Here is a 19471-nt window from a genome sequence, read left to right as displayed (position 1 = left end):
TTCCAAAATAAAGATGTCACTCTGAGCGAAGTCGAAGAGCTAAAAAAAAATATTAATAATAAACAAAAACAGAATTTAAATTATGGGAAATTATACATTGTATATCCAGTTAGGCTTAATGGCTGTGATAGTCTATTTGTTTATGATCAGACCACAACAAAAAAGAGCAAAAAACGAAAAAGAATTTGAAAGCAGCCTGAAAGTGGGGGATAAAATAATTACTAAAAGTGGTTTTCACGGTAAAGTTGTTGAACTTGGTGAAACTTCTGTAATCATCGAAACCATGTCTGGTAAATTAAAAATTGAGCGTTCTGCCATTTCTTTGGAAATGAGTTCAGCTTTGAATAAAAAGGCATAAAGTTTTTGAAATTCCAAAAAATATAAATCCCAAATTCCAATGTAACAATTGGAATTTGGGATTTTTTTATGTTTAATCTTGTCAGTTACTCTGCTTGATGTCTACAATAATTGGAATTTGGAATTTTAAATTAAAATTTACAACTATCGGTATTTATCATTCAGTCCAACATTTCCCAATATCATCGGAATCACTTTTTCTATTCTTGACAATTTGGTTTTCTCTTGTTTAGCCGTTTCAATATATTCCAGAAACTCATATTGTTTATAAGGAGAGAATTTGTGAAAAGCTTCTGATAAAGCCGGGTTTTGCTTCATTTCTTTTTCCAGTAATTCAGAAACAATTGTTTCTTTTTTAACCGGTTTTATGACTTTTCCCTGCTTTTCGTTTTCAATGGCTTCTAAGATATATTCTAAAACTTCTTTTTCGTTTACCTCTTCTTTTGAAGTAAAACGCCATTGACGCATGGATTTTGTTTTGTCTTCCTGAGCATTAATTAATCGCTTTTTCTCATCTTTCAGGAAAACTCCGTTCAAAAACCAAATGGCAAAGTAATTCTTAAAACCACCAATCCCAATAACATTTTTCTTGTTGTAGACATAAATTGGACCGCCCCATTTTATAGTTTCAACCAACTCCGTTTTGTCAATAATAGATTTGAGGAAAAGAAGTTCTTCTTCCCAGGTATTAACTTTGTCCCAAACGTGCTTTTTATCGGAATTCGGTTCCAATGTATTATTTTCTTTTAGGTTTTTCGGTTACATCAAAAGCACCTGCAATTGCCGTTAATTCCGCAATTTTTACAATCACATCAGTCGCTTTCTGAATGCTTTCTGCAGGAACATATTCGTATTTCCCATGGAAGTTGTGACCACCCGCAAAAATATTAGGACAAGGCAATCCCATAAACGATAACTGAGATCCGTCAGTTCCGCCGCGAATGGGTTTGATGATCGGTTTGATTTGTAATTCCTTCATTGCTTTTTCGGCAATGTCCACAATATGTTTTACCGGAAGTACTTTTTCCTTCATATTGTAATACTGGTCTTTTATTTCAGTGGTTACAATATCTTCTCCAAATTGTCTGGCGAATTTTTTATTGATTTTTTTTGCAATTTTCTCGATTAAGCTTTTTCTTTTTTCAAACTTACTTTTGTTGTGATCACGAATAATAAGCTCTAATACTGTTTCTTCAATACTTCCTGTCAGGTGATGCACATGGAAAAATCCTTCGTAACCTTTTGTTTCCTGTGGTGTTTCTCCTTTTGGAAGCTCATTGATGAACGCATTTGCAATCAGCATCGAATTGATCATTTTTCCTTTTGCATAACCCGGGTGAACGCTTTTTCCTTTAAAAGTAATTTTAGCACCGGCAGCATTGAAGTTTTCATATTCTAATTCACCAATCTGACTTCCATCCATTGTATACGCCCATTGGGCACCGAATTTTTCAACATCGAAATGATGTGCACCACGACCAATTTCTTCATCAGGTGTAAAACCAATCCTGATTTTTCCGTGTTTGATTTCAGGATGCTGTACCAGATATTCCATAGCCGAAACAATTTCGGTAATTCCGGCTTTATCATCAGCGCCCAAAAGTGTTGTACCGTCTGTTGTAATGATGGTCTGGCCTTTATATTGTAATAAATCTTTGAAGTAATTGGGTGATAAAATAATATTTTTTTCAGCGTTCAGCACAATATCCTTTCCGTCGTAATTTTCAATAATCTGAGGTTTTACATTAGCACCGCTAAAATCCGGGGAAGTATCAAAATGCGAAACAAATCCAATTACAGGAACTTCATGAGCAACATTACTTGGCAAAGTTGCCATAATATAGGCTTTGTCATCTATGGTAACTTCTTGTAATCCAATTGTTTTTAGGTCTTCGACTAGTTTATTGGCAAGATTCCATTGTTTTTCGGTACTTGGGGTAGTTTTTGAGTTCGGATCAGATTCTGTGTCGATTGTTACATAACTGATAAAACGATCTATAAGGTGTTGCATTTTTTTATTTTTTAGCAAATATAGACATTTTTCTGCGCTGTATTATTGCGGTTAATAATATCTAAATTCAAATAAAACACGATTCTGTTTGCTGTAGCATCCTTTTTCGGGGTTAATTTTTTTAAATGCTTTTGACGCATCTGAATCCAAGATGGTTGGCGGCAGACCGGATTTCTCCTTTTCCCCTGGTGCCTACCATATATCGGGTACAATATTGATCGGTACATAAAAAGGAACCCCCGCGATGTACCCGTTTTTTTTCAGGATCATTCTGAACGTCATAAGTATCGGGTCCCTGAGGATTTCTTGTTGTCTTTCCGTATTTGCTTAATTCAGTATAATAGGACGGACTGTACCAGTCGTTTACCCATTCCCATACATTTCCGGCCATATCATACAAGCCAAACGCATTTGGCTTAAATTGGGCGGTAGGCGCAATGCCTTTAAAACCATCTTCTCCTGTGTCTCCATCTTTAATGGGGAAATGTCCCTGATAGATATTCGCCTGAAATTTTCCGTCTGGTTTTAAGGTATTTCCCCACGCGTACAGATTTCCTGTTTTTCCGCCGCGGGCAGCGAACTCCCATTCGGCTTCGGTTGGCAATCTTTTCCCTGCCCATTTCGCATAGGCAACTGCATCTTCATAGGTAATTTGTACCACGGGATATTTTTCTTTTCCTTTTATGGAACTTTCCGGTCCCAAAGGGTGTTTCCAGTCCGTTCCGCCTACGTATGACCACCATTGAATGAAGTCGTTGAGATTTACAGCGGCCGTTGTGGGAGAAAATACTGCAGAACCTGCTATTAAATTTTCTGTCGGAACACCCGGAAATTCTTCCTGGGTTGGCTTTTGCTCGGCGACTGTAATATAACCGGTAGCGTTGACAAATTTTGCGTATTCTTCGTTGGTCACTTCCGTTTCATCCATAAAATAACCATCAACATAGACACGGTGAACGGGAGAGGCGTCTTTTGTAACGCCTTTTATGCTGCATAAACTTTCGTCTTCAATATTACTGCCCATTGAAAATTCACCGCCGGGAATCCATACCATTCCTTTTGGAGCTTTGGAGGGGGCTGAATTTTTATTAATGATAGTAGGTTCGAATTCAGATGCTGGTGTAGTAGTTGGAGTCTCTTTACAATCCATTGCGGTTGAGTTTTCTTTTGGCGTACTAAAATTGTTGAAACTAAAGGCGACTGAAATAGCAGCTGGGATCAGAATGGCAAATATCCAGTAAATTTTATTTTTCATCAGGGCAAATTTTAATTTAAAAATGATTGTTTTACAGCTGAATAGATTCGATTAAGGAAGAACAAGCTTGTCAAATAGATTTGTTTAATAAGGTTGTATAATTTTAGTTCAAAGATATAAAAATTCTACTTATTCTATAGAGTAAATATTTTTTATGCAAATTATTTTAACTTCACTGATAAAGTATGTAGGGAGATTTCAACTATTATAGTTAAATTTGCAACCGAAAAAACAACAACAACTTTACTATGTATAAATTGATAATTCGCCCGATACTTTTTTGGTTTGATCCGGAAGAAGTGCATTATTTTACTTTTTCATTTATTAGATTCCTGTCAAAAATCCCCGGCGTTTCGTCAATTATTAAATCCATTTACGAAGTAAAAGATACTCGTTTAGAACGGGAAGTTTTTGGAATTAAGTTTAAAAATCCGGTTGGACTTGCAGCAGGATTTGATAAGGACGCCAAATTGTATAAAGAGCTTTCTGATTTTGGATTTGGTTTCATCGAAATAGGAACTGTTACACCGGTGGGGCAGGAAGGAAATCCGAAGAAAAGATTGTTCAGGTTAAAAGAAGATCAGGCTATTATTAACCGAATGGGGTTTAATAATGGAGGGGTTCTGGAAGCGGCAGAACGTCTGAAAAAGAATTCAGGTGTTTTAATCGGTGGAAATATCGGTAAAAATAAAATTACCCCAAACGAAAATGCTGTTGATGATTATATCATTTGTTTTGATGCCTTGTTTGATCATGTAGATTATTTTGTGGTGAATGTAAGTTCGCCCAACACACCCAATTTAAGGGCTTTACAGGATAAGGAGCCGCTTACGGCTTTACTGCAGACTTTGCAGAACCGAAATGTAGAAAAGCAAAAAACAAGCAGTCAGAAAGTAAAACCGATCCTTTTAAAAATTGCTCCGGATTTAACGGACGAACAATTACTGGACATTATTGATATTGTAAAAACAACGCAGATTGCAGGTGTAATTGCGACCAATACGACAATTTCGCGTGAAGGATTGCAAGCTGCAAACCAAACTGAAATGGGAGGTTTGTCAGGTAAACCTTTAACAAAGCGTTCTACTGAGGTCATTCGTTTTCTTTCGGAGAAAAGCAATAAGGCATTCCCGATTATTGGTGTAGGAGGAATTCATTCAGCCGATGATGCGATCGAAAAACTAAATGCAGGGGCAAGTCTGGTGCAGTTATATACCGGTTTTATTTATGAAGGTCCGGCTTTGGTAAAAGCTATCAATAAAAAGGTTTTACAGCAGTTGTAAAAGCAGTGCCTGAACAATAAGTCCTGTAAGGATTGCGATTCCAAAACTTAATAAAGTACCAATTAAAACATATTCGGTTAGTTTCCGGTCTTTGGCTTCCTTGAGGTCTCCAAATCTAAAAATAGATTTTGCTGCCAATAAAAAACCGATTGCTTCAAAATGACCTGTCAGGATAAAACAGAAAACAAATAACCGCTCTAATATGCCAATGTAATTACCCGCATTGGCAAGCGAATGATCGCTGTGATTATTACTGCTTTCAGGACTCCATATCGAAATTATTATTTTGATAAAAATGGAAGCTGGCTTTGTGATCAATATAGTTCCCGTTACTAAAATCCAAAACTGATGATCAGGCCAGGTCATAAGTATGGATTTGTCTTGGTAGAATAGTGTTACTCCGGCTAAAACAATGAGATGCAGGAATTGGTCGGCTATAAACCAGCTGCGTTTTGTTTTGTTCTTCTGAAAATTTAATTTGACCAGATCGATAATTCCGTGTGTAACGGCAATAAGAACCGCATACGGTATAAATTGAATTTCTCCGGCAAGAATTGCGGCTAAAGTTCCGTGCAGCAGGATATGAAGATATAAATAAATGCTTTTGTGTTTTTTAGCTTCTTTATCGGCTACCCATGAGTTGGGCTGCCATATAAAATCGCCCAGTAAATGTGCTAAAAGCAGTTTTATAAATAAAATCATAAGATTATAAATTGTTTATTTGTTTTCTAAAATAGCGGTCTAAATCCATAATCAGATCAAATTGGGCACGTTTTTGTCTTCGGCTTACAGCGGCTCTTTTGACCCCCAGTTTAGGAGCTAATTCTTCCTGGGACAGACCCGGGTTTTCTATTGCAATGGCTGTAAATTCAGCAGATGGTGCAGGCCAGTTGTCCATAAAAGTTAAGGCCAGCCGGATCATTAGATTCATTTTTTCATCTGTAGCCCTGTCACCTGTGCGCACTGCTAAAGTGACGCGTTGTTTTTTTAAAGTCTCAAAAAGCTCTCCTGAATTGATAAAGGCAGAGCCATTACTTTCGGATATTTTTTCAGCATCATGTGTTTTATCCCCAAAACCGATACTCATACGGGCGTCCAGTTTTAAAGCCTTTAAATGTGCTTTTATCAGGATAGCTGACAATAACGCATCTTCAGGATTTTTTATTTCAATTTGAAATTCGTCCCCTCTGTAGATTTCCCATTCTACTGGGGTTTCTCCAAAGTGGGAGAGAATTTTTTTTAAACCTTCTACCCAGTCTTTAGATTTTTGCTTTCTCGAGTCAATTAGGTCTCCTGTAATTACACTGGTCATAGATTCAAATATAATTAAAATAAATAGATAATAATAATAGTACAAATATAAGTAAAATAATATTTTAATGTTACCTTTTTATGTAACATTTTTAATTGTTACTCTTTTAGGTAACATATTTAAATGTTACACTATTGTGGAACATTGTAATTAAAGAAAATTATAACTTTTATTTCTTTAAAAAAGAAACTAACTTAGCCTTCACTAAAGAATAAGCTTTGAATAAAGAAATCAAAATTATCGAATGTCCACGTGATGCCATGCAAGGTATCAGGGATTTTATTCCAACCCAAAATAAAGTTTCCTATATCCAGGCTTTGCTGAGGGTAGGATTTGATACCATTGACTTTGGGAGTTTTGTTTCGCCAAAAGCTATTCCGCAGATGCAGGATACCACAGCCGTTCTGGCCCAACTCGATTTGTCTCAGACAACGAGTAAACTTTTGGCTATAATTGCGAATACACAAGGTGCGGCTTCCGCTTCAGAGCATGAAGCCATTCGGTACCTGGGATTTCCTTTTTCGATATCAGAGAATTTTCAGATGCGTAATACACATAAAACCATTGCCGAATCTTTAGTCACACTGGAAGAAATCCTTGACATTGCCGACAAAAAAAATAAAGAAGTCGTTACCTATCTTTCTATGGGTTTCGGAAATCCCTACGGAGATCCGTGGAATGTTGAAATAGTAGGGGAGTGGACTGAAAAATTGTCTAAAATGGGCGTGAAAATCTTATCACTTTCAGATACGGTAGGAAGTTCGACCCCGGACGTTATTACATATCTTTTTTCAAATTTAATTCCAAAATATCCTCAAATAGAATTCGGAGCCCATTTACATACCACACCGGATAGCTGGTTCGAAAAAATAGAGGCTGCCCACCAGGCAGGCTGTACCCGTTTTGATGGTGCCATCCAGGGGTTTGGCGGATGTCCGATGGCAACAGATAAACTTACCGGAAATATGCCTACGGAAAAACTTATTTCTTATTTTACGGCTAACAAAAAAATAACCGGACTCAATTCTTTAAGCTTTGAAAGTGCTTATAACGAAGCGTCAAAATTGTTTGGTAAATTTCATTAAAAATAAAGTATCTTTATGATAAGGGAATAATAATGAGTAACTTTAATTCGTTTTAGTTAAAATCTAATTATCATACAGTCATGGGATTATACTTTAAAAATAAAATGTTTCTAGTTGTTTTTTTTCCTCTTTTATTTATTTCATGTTCAAGTAATTTAGATTTTGATCAGGTGAATGATTTGAAGCTAAAGCCTGTTTTTGTTGCCAATGTGGCTCATTTTGATGTGCCGGCAGATGAATTTACTGATAATGGACAAGAACAGCTGATTGCTATTGACGAAAAGGAATTTGATGTTTTTAAGAAGAAATTTTTCAAAGATAATCTCGTAAAATTAGAGCTGGATTGCGAAACTGAAAACACAATAGCACGTTCGTTTACAATTGATTTATTACTTTTCAATGAAAATGATGACGTACTAGAAACCATAACCCTTCAAACCCCTGCATATTCAGGAAATTCTAACCTTATAAAACATACTACTGAAATATTCGAAGGACAACGATTGGATTTATTGAAACAAACTGTTAAAATTGGATTTATTGTAAAAATGGGTGCGGGAGCTCCTTTAGATGAAAACAGCCCGGGAAGTTTAAAATTGCGATCCGGGGCAACCGCTTATCTGGTAATCGAATGAAAAAGGCTATCTATATTCTAACAGCGCTTTTTCAGCTTTCTTCTTTTTCCCAAAATAAAGAAGTACTGTATAATTTTACCGCTATTCCACAGTCCTCACTTGTAAATCCTGGTGCCGATGTTTCCTATAAATTTTATTTCGGAGTTCCCGCATTGTCAGGGGTTTCGGCAAACATGGGTTCCAAAAGCTTTTCGGCTTACGATTTATTTGCTGATAACGGAGTTGATTTCAATGATAAAGTCCGTCGAATTGTAAGCAGATCGTCTAATAATGATAAAACCCAGGTCAACCAGCAACTGGAATTGTTTTCGGGAGGTTTCAGAGTCGGAGGAAAAGAAAGTAAGTCCTATATCTCCTTTGGAGTCTATCAGGAATTTGATTTTTTAATGTACTTCCCTAAAGATATCGGTGTACTTGCCTTAGACGGAAACCGTGATTATATTGGTAAATTATTCAATTTAGGGGATGTAAATCTAAGGGCCGAAGTGCTTTCGGTATTCCATGTCGGATTTCATAAAAAAATAAGTGATAAGCTGGTTTTAGGAGGTCGTGCCAAAATCTACTCGAGTGGCGCCAATGCAACTTCTACGAAAAATTCAGGATATATTTATACCGGAAAAAATGAGGGGACAGCCAATGTGTATAATCAGATCATTTCTTCTGATTTGGAACTTAAAACTTCCGGAATTGCAAGTTTTACCAAAGACGAATACGAAGGAAGTATACCAGGAGACATAGCCCACAATACCTTCTTTAACGGGAGTCTGGGTCTGGGTTTTGATGCCGGAATTACCTATTATTTCAAAGAAAACCTTCAGTTTACGGCAAGCGTTGTCGATGTGGGTTTTATAAAACAGTCGAAAGATATCGAAACCTTAACGTATAAAGGATATTATGAATATGAAGGCGTGAATCCAATTTTTTCTGTGATCGATGAACCTGAAAATGTTTTTGATGATTTCGAAAAAGCCATTCCCCGCGACACGCTTTATAACAAATACACCACCTGGCGGCCTGTAAAATTCTATTCCTCAATGCAATATTCGTTTGGAGAATACCGCTCTGATGAAGATTGTAATTGTAAAGGAAAAGTGAGCCGAAGATACCTGAATGCAGTGGGTGGCCAGTTGTTTATGATGACAATGCCAAGAGCGCCATTTACGGCTTTTACCGCTTTTTACAAACGTAGTATTTTCGAGAAACTGGATGTAAAAGCGACTTATACTTTCGATTCCTTTTCTAAAAAAAATATTGGTTTAGGAATCGCAGGAACGATTGGAAAGTTTAATATTTACGCCCTTGTCGATAATCTCCTGGAATATAAAGATGTCACCAAAGCTAATAGTCTGGCCTTTCAATTCGGATTCAATTTTGTTTTTCAGGACCGGGAAGATTAATGAAAATATAAATTCCAATTTTTAAATTCCAAATTCCAAGTTTCAGGTTTCAGGTTTCAGGTTTGTAATTCATTGGAATTTGTACTTTTTTAGTATTTAAATTTCCTGCGCCTTTATTGGAATTTGGAATTTAAAAATTGGAATTTACCTCCTAAATCATTTGTAAGACCTTTCCTGTAAATACAATTTTATGATTAACTTAGTGAACAAGTTGCCAATTTATTCACTATATTTGCACGCAATTCAACTAGAAATTGCAACATGATAGCACACAACTCCAAGATTATCGGCGAAGGTTTAACTTACGACGATGTATTATTAGTACCTAACTACTCGAATGTGCTTCCACGCGAAGTGAGTATCAAATCAAAATTTTCAAGAAACATAACACTAAACGTTCCAATAGTATCCGCTGCTATGGATACCGTTACCGAAAGCGCAATGGCTATCGCTATGGCGCAGGAAGGCGGAATTGGTGTTTTACATAAAAACATGACTATTGAGCAGCAGGCGGCGAAGGTTAGAAAAGTAAAACGTGCAGAAGCAGGAATGATTATTGACCCTGTAACTTTACCGATGACGTCTACCATTGCAGATGCTAAAAACGCCATGAAAGAATTCGGAATTGGCGGAATTCCAATTGTTGATGAAAACAGAATCCTAAAAGGAATCGTTACCAATCGTGATTTACGTTTCGAAAAAAACGGAACCCGACCAATCGTAGAAGTAATGACCAGCAGCAACCTGGTTACTGTTGCAGAAGGAACTTCATTAGAGCAGGCCGAAGTAGTTTTACAAGGCCATAAAATCGAAAAATTACCGGTTGTAAATGATAAATACGAATTAGTTGGTTTAATCACTTTCAGGGATATTACCAAACTGACTCAAAAACCAATCGCAAATAAAGATATCTTCGGACGTTTGAGAGTTGCGGCTGCCATTGGAGTTACCGGAGATGCTGTCGAAAGAGCCGCTGCATTAGTTGCTGCGGGTGTAGACGCCATCATTATCGATACAGCTCACGGACATACCGAAGGTGTTGTAAATACCTTAAAAGAAGTAAAATCAAGATTCCCACAAATAGATGTAATCGTTGGAAACATCGCCACTCCGGAAGCAGCTAAGTACTTAGTGGCGAATGGTGCAGATGGTGTAAAAGTTGGAATCGGTCCCGGTTCTATCTGTACAACACGTATCGTTGCAGGTGTTGGTTTCCCTCAGTTCTCTGCAGTTCTTGAAGTGGCAGCAGCTATAAAAGGAACTGGTGTTCCGGTTATCGCAGATGGTGGAATTCGTTATACAGGAGATATTCCAAAAGCAATTGCTGCCGGTGCCGACTGTGTAATGTTAGGTTCATTATTAGCGGGAACAAAAGAATCTCCGGGAGAAACAATCATTTTTGAAGGAAGAAAATTCAAATCCTACCGCGGAATGGGTTCTGTAGAAGCGATGCAGACAGGTTCTAAAGACCGTTACTTCCAGGATGTGGAAGACGATGTTAAAAAATTAGTTCCGGAAGGAATTGTAGGTCGTGTTCCATACAAAGGAGAATTAAACGAAAGTATGCTTCAGTTCATTGGTGGTCTTCGTGCCGGAATGGGGTATTGTGGTTCTAAAGATATTCCAACTTTGCAGGAAACAGGACGTTTTGTGAGAATCACTTCAAGCGGAATTACCGAAAGTCATCCTCATAATGTTACCATTACAAAAGAAGCTCCAAATTATTCCAGATAATTTTAAGTTTTCATCATAAAACAAAAGGCGTAAGATTTATTTTTACGCCTTTTTTATATTTAATTGAGAATCGAAATCCCATTATTCAATTCATCAATAAGCCCCTGATTTTGTTCTATTGCTTCAGCCTGTGCGCCAAACTGCATTTGTATGGATCCGCCTTTTCCGCTGTAGAAAAATCCCTGATACTTATATAACATATCATTGTAATCGAGATCACATTCGAAATAGTTAACCGTTAAGTCTTTTATTTTCTTTTTGTAGATTTTAAGATTTTTGATTTTACCAAACTCCTTATATTCATCTTCAATCGTACTTTTTAATTTTTTATCACTAATGAAATAATCATACTCGATAAAATAGGCAGTGACTAAATTGTATTGATCATGAAATTCCACATCCCAGTCTGATGTATCTGCGCGTATCCATCTTTCAGGGGCGTATTTTATTTCATAAACTTTTTTTCGGCTGGTATAGGTCTCTAAATTTGAGTTTTTCTTAGTTTGTCCGATCATGCAGATGCCTGATAACAAAAAAAGCAGCATTAGTTTTTTTGACATTTTAATTTTAGGGTTATTTGTTTTTAATCACTTCTGCCCATTCATTGAGAAGAAGTTCGGGCGAAATTAAGAATTTAAAAAGGACTTAGTTTTAAAATTAATGATTTTAGAAAAAAAAACTTCACCACTATAAATCTTAGAAGCTCAACACCTTTACATAGAGCCTTCTCTAACTTTTTGATTTTCTAAAATATCTTTTAAGAAAGGTTTTACCTGAGTGTCAATTTCTGATTCTGAAATATTTAAAGCTTTAGGATCTTTCACTAATGCAAACCAGGGTTTTGATTCGCCAAACGGATAGCTTCCGAAAACAATAACAGGTGTCCCTTTTACTCTCACATTTTCGGAATCTTTCAGGATCCATTCATCGGCCCATTTGTACAAGTATTTGGCATCCTTTTCTAATAAACGCAGACAGGAATGTGAAGCCGGATATCCGGGCAGTTCATATTCATGAAATCCAACTCCAAGTTTGTTTTCAATATTGAAATTCCATTTCAGGTCCCATTCGTCATTAAAGGTACTGGTTGTTTTTTCGGCTTTCCAATTAGTGAAAAACAATCCGGTTGGCGTCTGGTCTTTTTTTCTTCCCATATTGGTTGGTCCTGTATAAACCAGTTCACCATTTTCGTAGGCAGCAAAAGTTTGAGCAGGGTAGGAGAAAATAAGGACTTTTGAAACTTCTTTTAAAGATGCAACATGCAGCGGGAAAGGTAAATAATATACTAAATCACCGCTAAAATCAGCAGGAATTATAATAGAATCCATTTTAGCAAGATTGGCTTTGTCTGTCCTGTTTATGGCATAAACGATATCAAATTTAGCGGAATCACTTTTGTTGATTTCAAGCCATTTTTTTGTTTTTTCAAAATGAAAACCAAATGATTTTGGTTCATTATATTCAACAGTTTTATGTGGTTTCGTTCCGGTTTTTTCTTGTACGGTCTTTTCACTCTTTTTACAAGACCCCAACAAAACTAAAACAAGTAAAAGAAGGATATTGAATGTATAGTATAACTTTTTCATAAATTGGTTTTTTGATTTGTGTAAAGTTATTTTAATAACCTCTCTAATCGCTTACACAATTTTCTGAATTGTTTATCTGATTAACATTTTCGATTTAGCAGAAAATTAGAAATATTTGCTGTCCATTCAGTTTTATTCTTTATCAAATAGTTTTCATGTCCTGTTTTTTTGTAAACATGTAGCTTTTTCGGGCACTTTAAGTTTTTGAAAATTTCATTTATTTCTTCTCTGCTAACACTTTTATCTTTTTCTCCATAAAGCAATAGAGTGGGACAAGTTATGTTAGTTGCATATTTTGTTGGATTGTGGGTAAATCCCCAGAATCCGTTTTGAAGTCCTCCCCAAAATAGTAATATGCCAGCCATTGGGAAAACAGGCGCATTGGCTCTTTCGAATCTAGCACATACTGTTTGATACATTGAACCAAATGGACATTCCAGTATTATTCCTGACGGTTTTATTTTGTCATCGTTGATGCATTTCATGATAGCGACGGCTCCCATCGAAGTCCCAAAGAGGTAAATGTTTTTTTCTCCATTTTGCTTCAAATAATCAAAGGTGGTTTTTACTTCTTTAGCTTCTTTATAGCCAATTGTCGTCTGATTCCCTTCTGAATTTCCGCTTCCCATAAAATCAACAAGCATCGTACTAAATCCTAATTTTATAAATTCGTCTGATTTTTCCAGCATTAGAGATTTTTCACCTCCGTAACCATGAAATAATAGAACAGTTCCCTTTGAATTAGCAGTTTTAATAAGCCAGCACTCAATTTCTTTATTACTTTTCAGTTTTAAAGTTTGATATTTTTGAGAAGGGAATTTTATATTTTTTGGTTTCGGGTTATTAACTCCAAAAAGTACAATTTTAGCTTTTTCAAACGAAGATAATTTTTCAGGACTTTTAGTTTTTTCAGCTTTATTATTTGAAAAATGAGTGAATTTGTATGCATGGAAAAAACCTATACCATTCATTATTATAAAAATAATCAATAGTATCTTAATAATTGTTTTTCCGTATTTAGGTAATTTCATTTAATTTTTCAGGTGAGTTTCGTCTATTAAAAAGGGCATATTTATAAGTCAGAAAAACTTAAATCAATCCTTTTATCTTAGCATATTGCAACAACATAATTGTTTTAGCATCCGTAATTTCACCGGATTCAATCATGGCATAGGCCTCATCAAAAGTATATTCGAGAACTTCAATGTTTTCCTGCTCGGCATCCAATCCGCCGCCTTCGTTCACTTTCATGGTTTCGTCGTATTCCCCAACAAACAGGTATAGAATTTCGGTTACAGAACCGGGCGACATATAGGTTTCGATCACTTTCTGAACTTTACTTAAGCGATACCCCGTTTCTTCTTCCGTTTCACGAATCACGGCTTGTTCGGCATTATCTTTATCTAAAAGTCCTGCACAAACCTCGATCATCATTCCGGTTTTATTTCCATTAAGGTAAGTCGGCAAACGAAATTGTCTTGTTAGAACGACTGTTTTTTTAGTGGTATTATAGAGTAAAATTGCTGCTCCGTTGCCACGGTCATATACTTCACGAATATGAGATTCGGTTTTACCTTCATTCTTTGTGTAGTCAAAAGTAACTTTGTTTAGTACATACCAATTATCGGATAATAATTTAGTTTCGGTTATTTTAATTTCCGGGTTTTTTCTCATGGCGAAAATAGTTTTATATAAAAAAACGCCCTGTTATCAGAGCGTTTTGTATTTTTATTTTGTTATCGTTTGTTTTCTGTCTGGCCCAACCGATACAATTTTGATTGGCACACCCACTTCTGCTTCAATAAACTCAATATATTCTTTTAGCTCGACTGGCAATTGCTCGTAAGTGGTCAATCCTGTTAAGTCGGCTTTCCATCCTTTAAATTCTTTATAAACAGGAGTTACGTTTTCCGGCTCGATGTTATAAGGAAAGTGAGAAATGTTTTGTCCTTTATAGTTGTATTCAGTACATACTTTCAAAGTTTCAAATCCGGAAAGAACATCGCCCTTCATCATCATTAACTGCGTTACTCCGTTTACCTGAACCGCATATTTTAAAGCTACTAAATCCAGCCATCCACAACGTCTTTGTCTTCCTGTAACAGAACCAAATTCGTTTCCGACTCTTGCCATTGTAGCGCCCACTTCGTCAAAAAGTTCCGTTGGGAAAGGTCCGCTACCCACACGTGTCACGTAAGCTTTAAAAATTCCGTATACTTCTTTGATTTTATTAGGAGCAATTCCCAAACCGGTACAAGCTCCGGCAGCAGTAGTATTGGATGAAGTTACGAAAGGATACGTTCCGAAATCAACATCTAATAAAGATCCCTGAGCACCTTCACATAAAATAGATTTACCTGCTTTCTGAGCCTGGTAGATATATTCTTCACTGTCAATAAAATCTAATTTTTTTAATTCTTCAACAGCTTCAAAAAATTCTTTTTCAAGTTCTGCTAAGTTATATTGAATCGCAACATCATAAAAAGCAATCATTGCTTCGTGTTTGTCGGCTAATGCTCTGTATCTTTCTTTGAAATCTTCTAATTCGATATCTCCCACACGCAATCCGTTTCTACCGGTTTTGTCCATATAAGTTGGGCCAATTCCTTTAAGTGTAGAACCAATTTTTGCTTTTCCTTTTGATGCTTCCGAAGCGGCATCTAATAAACGGTGAGTTGGTAAAATTAAATGAGCTTTTCTTGAAATGATCAGTTTGCTTTTGATGTCAAGGTTGAATTTCTCTAACCCTTCAATTTCTTTTTGAAAAACTACCGGATCTATTACAACACCATTTCCAATGATGTTTATTGATTTTTTATGAAAAATCCCGGAAGGAATCGTTCTCAGAACGTGTTTAATTCCGTCAAATTCTAATGTATGTCCTGCATTTGGTCCTCCCTGAAAACGTGCAATAATATCATAATTTGAGGTAAGAACGTCAACAATTTTTCCTTTACCTTCATCTCCCCATTGTAATCCTAGTAATAAATCTACGGTCATTCTGTTTTAATTTGCGTTGAGACAATTTAAGTTGCCCTACTGATTAATGTAGTTAATTTTCTTTTTTTTTTTATTTTTTTGAATAATTCCTTTCGGACTATTGTTTTTGTTTTTTGTTTCCGTAGAAATACAATGAATGATTGGTGATCTCAATATCAAAGATTTCTTCGATTGTTTTTTTGATGGTTTGAATTCTCGGATCGCAAAATTCAATCACTTCACCGGAATCGGTCATGATAATGTGATCGTGCTGCTTATCAAAATAAGATTTCTCGTAATAAGCCTGATTTTGCCCAAATTGATGTTTTCTAACCAAAGCGCAGTCTAACAGTAACTCGATTGTGTTGTATAGCGTTGCCCTACTCACACGATAGTTCTTGTTTTTCATTTTGATATAAAGGTTTTCTATATCAAAATGCTCTTCGCTATCGTAAATTTCCTGAAGTATAGCATAACGCTCAGGAGTTTTGCGATGCCCTTTTTGCTCAAGATACATTGTAAAAACATTTTTTACAATTTCTTGATTTTTAGTATTGTCAGTTGAAATTAGTGTCATAATCTGGCAAAGATAATTTTTTATTTTAATGAATAAAAGTTTAAGGTTCAAAGTTTAACTTTCAAATCCTGAATTAGACGCTGCCAATACTCGTGTTTAAGGGTTTTGCGGCGTATTCTTTTTATTGATTTGAAGAAACTTTATTAACATATTTGTTTTGATCTGAGATAAAACTAACAAAATTTTTATTCGGCTTTTGTCATAAACATGTACCAGTTCCATTCCCATGTTTTTCCTTTATCAGCACTCATAGCCTGGCTCCAGACCGGATTTTTCTGGTCTCGGGCATCCCATCGGAATACCTGGATTACATTTTTACCTTCAAAAATATCTTCCGAGAAAAAGTGTCCGACATTATTTTCAAAAGAACCAATGACAGGTTTGTCAAGAACACCTGTATTCGAATCCGACCAGTAAATGCTCCATAATTTTGTTACCGGATTAAAAAGGCGAACAGTCATTCCTTCAAAAGGTTCTCCGTCAAAAGTGGCCAGAAAATTATCGATGTTGCCAATTCCGTTTAAAATGGTATACATTTCCTGGGTTGATGGAAATTCGATCCATTCGGTGCAATTACACAGTCTCTTTTTTAGTTTTTTATTGATGATATTGGACTTGCCTTTAAAAAAATCAAAATCATTTTTAGAAGAAGATTCAGAAGCCGTAATGATAAGTGCTCCGTTTTCGTCAAAATCTAATTCGGGTATTTTTAAATGGTCATTTCTCATGAGGTCTTATTTATAAAGGCTTACGTTCTGTATTCCCGGGTTACTTTATCAACACCGTCAATTTTTTTGATAGCATTGATCATTTTTTTCAAAATGGTGTTATTCTTTACAATTACTGCAATCTGCCCGTGAAAAATTCCTGCATCCGTACTCAACGAAATACTCTGAATATTCACACTCATATTGTTCGAAATGACTCTCGTCAATTGGTTGGTAAGTCCTAAAACATCCATTCCGGTAATGTTGATAATGGCTTTGAATTCTTCCTGAGACGAATCAATCCATTTCGCGCTCATAATACGGTACGCATAATTCGACTGCATTCCGATCGCATTCGGACAATCTTTTTTATGGACTTTAATCCCTTCGTTGATCGTTACAAAACCAAAAACATCGTCACCCGGAATTGGGTTGCAGCATTGCGAAAGTTTATAGTCTAATTTATCATGCTCGGTTCCAAAAACCAGCATATCGTAATTACTGCTAATGACAGGTTTGTGAATATCATCGTCAGCCGTATCCTTATTTCTTTTGATTTTATTTTTAAAGAAATTGATAATGGTATTGCCTTTTTGTGCGGCATAATCTTTTAATTGCTGATTTTCAATGGCGCCGATTCCAACTCTGTAAAATAAATCTAAGCTGGTTTTGAGTTTAAAGAAGTTTACCAACTCATTGATAACCTGTTCACTTATAGTGATTTTTAAATGCTTCAGTTTTCGGGTAAGTAATTCTTTTCCTTCTTCGGCAATTTTTTTGGTGTTCTCGTTCAGAACGTTTTTGATCTTATTTTTAGCCCTTGAAGTCGTTACATATTCCAGCCAGTTCACGGTTGGTTTTTGATTGGCAGAGGTAATAACTTCGACCTGATCACCGCTTTTCAGCTCGTGATTTAAAGGAACCAGACGACCGTTTACACGTGTTCCTCTGGTTTTAATTCCGATTTCGGAGTGAATACTAAAAGCAAAGTCAAGAGAAGTGGCTCCTTTCGGCAATGATTTGATTTCTCCTTTTGGCGTAAAGACGAAGATTTCTTTTGAATACAGATTCATTTTAAAATCCTCGACAAAATCAACCGCATTCGTTTCCTGATTTTCTAAAGCCTCACGGAGTAAATTCAGCCAGACATCCAGTCCGCTTTCTTCCGTGGCTCCATTTTTATATTTGTAATGTGCCGCGTATCCTTTTTCGGCAATTTCATCCATACGTTCGCTTCGAACCTGTACTTCCACCCAACGGCCTTTTGGTCCCATGACGGTGATGTGCAGTGCTTCATAACCGGTTGATTTTGGAGATGAAATCCAGTCGCGTAAACGGCTTGGGCTCGGTCTGTAATGATCTGTTACAATGGAATATATTTTCCAGGCTACGAATTTTTCATCGTGAGGATCTGATTTATAGACGATTCTAAGTGCGAATTTGTCGTATACTTCATCAAAGCTCACATTCTGTGCACGCATTTTTCGGCGAATCGAATAAATAGATTTCGGACGGCCTTTGATGATGTAATCAATGTTTTCGTTGTCTAAAGATTTCTTCAGAACATCTGAAATATCCTTGATATAAGCGTCTTGTTCTTCTTTCGTCTCCCTGATTTTGCTGACGATATCTTCGTAAACAGCCGGTTCGGTGTATTTTAAACCTAAATCCTCGAGTTTGGTTTTAATATTATAAAGTCCCAAACGGTGGGCGAGCGGGGCATAAATGTATAAGGTTTCGGATGCGATTTTGGTTTGTTTGTATTCCACCATCGAATCCATGGTTTGCATATTGTGCAGACGATCGGCCAGTTTGATTAAGATAACGCGTACATCATCGTTCAGCGTCAGGATCATTTTTCTGAAATTCTCTGCCTGCATGGAAGCATTGAGATCTTTCTGAACCATAGAAATCTTCGTAAGGCCTTCCACCAACTGAGCCACTTTCGGATTGAATAAACGCTCAATATCTTCAACAGTTATAGGTGTATCTTCGACAACATCGTGTAATAAAGCCGCTGCAATTGAGGTCGCTCCCAAACCAATTTCGGAGGCCACAATTTTCGCAACTGCAATAGGATGAAAGATATACGCTTCCCCGGATTTCCGACGTTGTTCTTTATGGGCATCAACTGCGACATCAAAAGCTTTTCTGATTAGTTTTTTGTCAGCGGGTGATAAAGTCTGGTAGCTTATTCGAAGTAATTCTTTGTATTCGTGCGCAATTGCTTTGTTTTCTTTTTCAATATCTATTTCTATCATAACGGCATAGTTCAAGTACTAAAAATAAGCATAAGTTAGAACATACGCAAGGGAATGGATTGTAGATTTATGATATTAGATTTTAGATTTTTGCTTTGGTAAAAGGACTTCGACTTCGCTCAGTCTGACAATAGAAATGGCTACTATTTGTTCAAAAATAAATAGTAAAAATATTTGAAAACAAAAATAGTAAAGCTGCAGGCTCTTAAATTTCAATCTAAGAATCTAAGAATCTAAGAATCTAAGAATCTAAGAATCTAAGAATCTAAGAATCTAAGAATCTAAGAATCTA

19 protein-coding genes are annotated in these 19471 nt (G+C 36.2%); 6 read left to right on the top strand and 13 right to left on the bottom strand.

What is annotated here, in order from left to right; genetic code table 11:
* Positions 1-82: 82 nt before the first annotated feature.
* Positions 83-358, top strand: a complete 276-nt coding sequence (yajC, locus tag GJU43_RS17310; RefSeq protein ID WP_154342312.1) for a preprotein translocase subunit YajC — start codon at positions 83-85, stop codon at positions 356-358.
* A 143-nt stretch (positions 359-501) separates the two neighbouring features.
* Here yajC and GJU43_RS17305 read toward each other — a convergent pair whose 3' ends face one another.
* The 3 genes from GJU43_RS17305 to GJU43_RS17295 form a co-directional block, all read right to left on the bottom strand.
* On the bottom strand, positions 502-1089 hold the full coding sequence (locus GJU43_RS17305) for a YdeI family protein (protein ID WP_154342310.1): 588 nt from the start codon (positions 1087-1089) through the stop codon (positions 502-504).
* Between the two features lie 4 nt (positions 1090-1093).
* Entirely contained in the window at positions 1094-2368 is a 1275-nt protein-coding gene (gene pepT / locus GJU43_RS17300; RefSeq protein ID WP_154342308.1) for a peptidase T, read from the bottom strand.
* 121 nt (positions 2369-2489) lie between these two features.
* Positions 2490-3623: a formylglycine-generating enzyme family protein gene (locus tag GJU43_RS17295; protein ID WP_154342306.1), complete on the bottom strand. Its 1134-nt coding sequence runs from the start codon at positions 3621-3623 to the stop codon at positions 2490-2492.
* 248 nt (positions 3624-3871) lie between these two features.
* Here GJU43_RS17295 and GJU43_RS17290 point away from each other — a divergent pair, with 248 nt between their 5' ends.
* Positions 3872-4906 carry a quinone-dependent dihydroorotate dehydrogenase gene (locus GJU43_RS17290; RefSeq protein WP_154342304.1) on the top strand — a complete coding sequence of 345 codons (1035 nt, stop codon included), beginning with the start codon at positions 3872-3874 and terminating at the stop codon, positions 4904-4906.
* Here the strand turns inward: GJU43_RS17290 and GJU43_RS17285 are convergent.
* Together GJU43_RS17285 and GJU43_RS17280 are read right to left on the bottom strand one after the other, a co-directional pair.
* Positions 4892-5608 (bottom strand): DUF3307 domain-containing protein, encoded by a 717-nt coding sequence (locus tag GJU43_RS17285; protein ID WP_154342303.1) that lies wholly within the window; start codon positions 5606-5608, stop codon positions 4892-4894. The genes GJU43_RS17290 and GJU43_RS17285 overlap by 15 nt on opposite strands.
* Positions 5609-5612: 4 nt before the next feature.
* Positions 5613-6218 (bottom strand): hypothetical protein, encoded by a 606-nt coding sequence (locus GJU43_RS17280; protein ID WP_154342301.1) that lies wholly within the window; start codon positions 6216-6218, stop codon positions 5613-5615.
* Between the two features lie 218 nt (positions 6219-6436).
* Between GJU43_RS17280 and GJU43_RS17275 the strand changes: the two genes are divergently transcribed.
* The 4 genes from GJU43_RS17275 (at position 6437) to guaB (ending at position 11069) form a co-directional block, all read left to right on the top strand.
* Complete coding sequence (locus tag GJU43_RS17275; RefSeq protein ID WP_154342299.1) at positions 6437-7303, top strand: hydroxymethylglutaryl-CoA lyase; 867 nt, start codon at positions 6437-6439, stop codon at positions 7301-7303.
* 104 nt (positions 7304-7407) lie between these two features.
* Complete coding sequence (locus GJU43_RS17270; RefSeq protein WP_229655074.1) at positions 7408-7938, top strand: hypothetical protein; 531 nt, start codon at positions 7408-7410, stop codon at positions 7936-7938.
* Complete coding sequence (locus GJU43_RS17265) at positions 7935-9335, top strand: DUF5723 family protein (protein ID WP_154342295.1); 1401 nt, start codon at positions 7935-7937, stop codon at positions 9333-9335. Before GJU43_RS17270 ends, GJU43_RS17265 begins: the two co-directional genes overlap by 4 nt.
* Positions 9336-9596: 261 nt before the next feature.
* On the top strand, positions 9597-11069 hold the full coding sequence (gene guaB / locus GJU43_RS17260) for an IMP dehydrogenase (protein ID WP_154342293.1): 1473 nt from the start codon (positions 9597-9599) through the stop codon (positions 11067-11069).
* A gap of 59 nt (positions 11070-11128) precedes the next feature.
* Here the strand turns inward: guaB and GJU43_RS17255 are convergent, their stop codons facing one another.
* The 8 genes from GJU43_RS17255 to GJU43_RS17220 form a co-directional block, all read right to left on the bottom strand.
* On the bottom strand, positions 11129-11629 hold the full coding sequence (locus GJU43_RS17255; RefSeq protein ID WP_154342291.1) for a hypothetical protein: 501 nt from the start codon (positions 11627-11629) through the stop codon (positions 11129-11131).
* 153 nt (positions 11630-11782) lie between these two features.
* Positions 11783-12655, bottom strand: coding sequence for a L,D-transpeptidase (locus GJU43_RS17250; protein WP_154342289.1), 873 nt, complete (start codon positions 12653-12655; stop codon positions 11783-11785).
* An 80-nt stretch (positions 12656-12735) separates the two neighbouring features.
* Positions 12736-13686 carry an alpha/beta hydrolase gene (locus GJU43_RS17245; RefSeq protein ID WP_154342287.1) on the bottom strand — a complete coding sequence of 317 codons (951 nt, stop codon included), beginning with the start codon at positions 13684-13686 and terminating at the stop codon, positions 12736-12738.
* Positions 13687-13744: 58 nt separating this feature from the next.
* Positions 13745-14329, bottom strand: a complete 585-nt coding sequence (locus GJU43_RS17240; protein WP_154342286.1) for an NUDIX domain-containing protein — start codon at positions 14327-14329, stop codon at positions 13745-13747.
* A 54-nt stretch (positions 14330-14383) separates the two neighbouring features.
* The gene (locus tag GJU43_RS17235) at positions 14384-15655 is read right to left on the bottom strand and encodes an adenylosuccinate synthase (RefSeq protein ID WP_154342284.1); all 1272 of its coding nucleotides are present in this window, start codon (positions 15653-15655) and stop codon (positions 14384-14386) included.
* 97 nt (positions 15656-15752) lie between these two features.
* Positions 15753-16211 carry a Fur family transcriptional regulator gene (locus tag GJU43_RS17230; RefSeq protein WP_026981862.1) on the bottom strand — a complete coding sequence of 153 codons (459 nt, stop codon included), beginning with the start codon at positions 16209-16211 and terminating at the stop codon, positions 15753-15755.
* 185 nt (positions 16212-16396) lie between these two features.
* Positions 16397-16939: a hypothetical protein gene (locus GJU43_RS17225; RefSeq protein ID WP_154342282.1), complete on the bottom strand. Its 543-nt coding sequence runs from the start codon at positions 16937-16939 to the stop codon at positions 16397-16399.
* A 20-nt stretch (positions 16940-16959) separates the two neighbouring features.
* Positions 16960-19179 (bottom strand): bifunctional (p)ppGpp synthetase/guanosine-3',5'-bis(diphosphate) 3'-pyrophosphohydrolase, encoded by a 2220-nt coding sequence (locus tag GJU43_RS17220; protein ID WP_154342280.1) that lies wholly within the window; start codon positions 19177-19179, stop codon positions 16960-16962.
* Between the last annotated feature and the right edge of the window lie 292 nt (positions 19180-19471).

This window comes from Flavobacterium sp. LC2016-23, from assembly GCF_009674775.1.
GTDB lineage: Bacteria > Bacteroidota > Bacteroidia > Flavobacteriales > Flavobacteriaceae > Flavobacterium.
The sequence above is the reverse complement of the archived record's forward strand: the minus strand, read 5'-3'. Positions and strand labels throughout refer to the sequence as shown.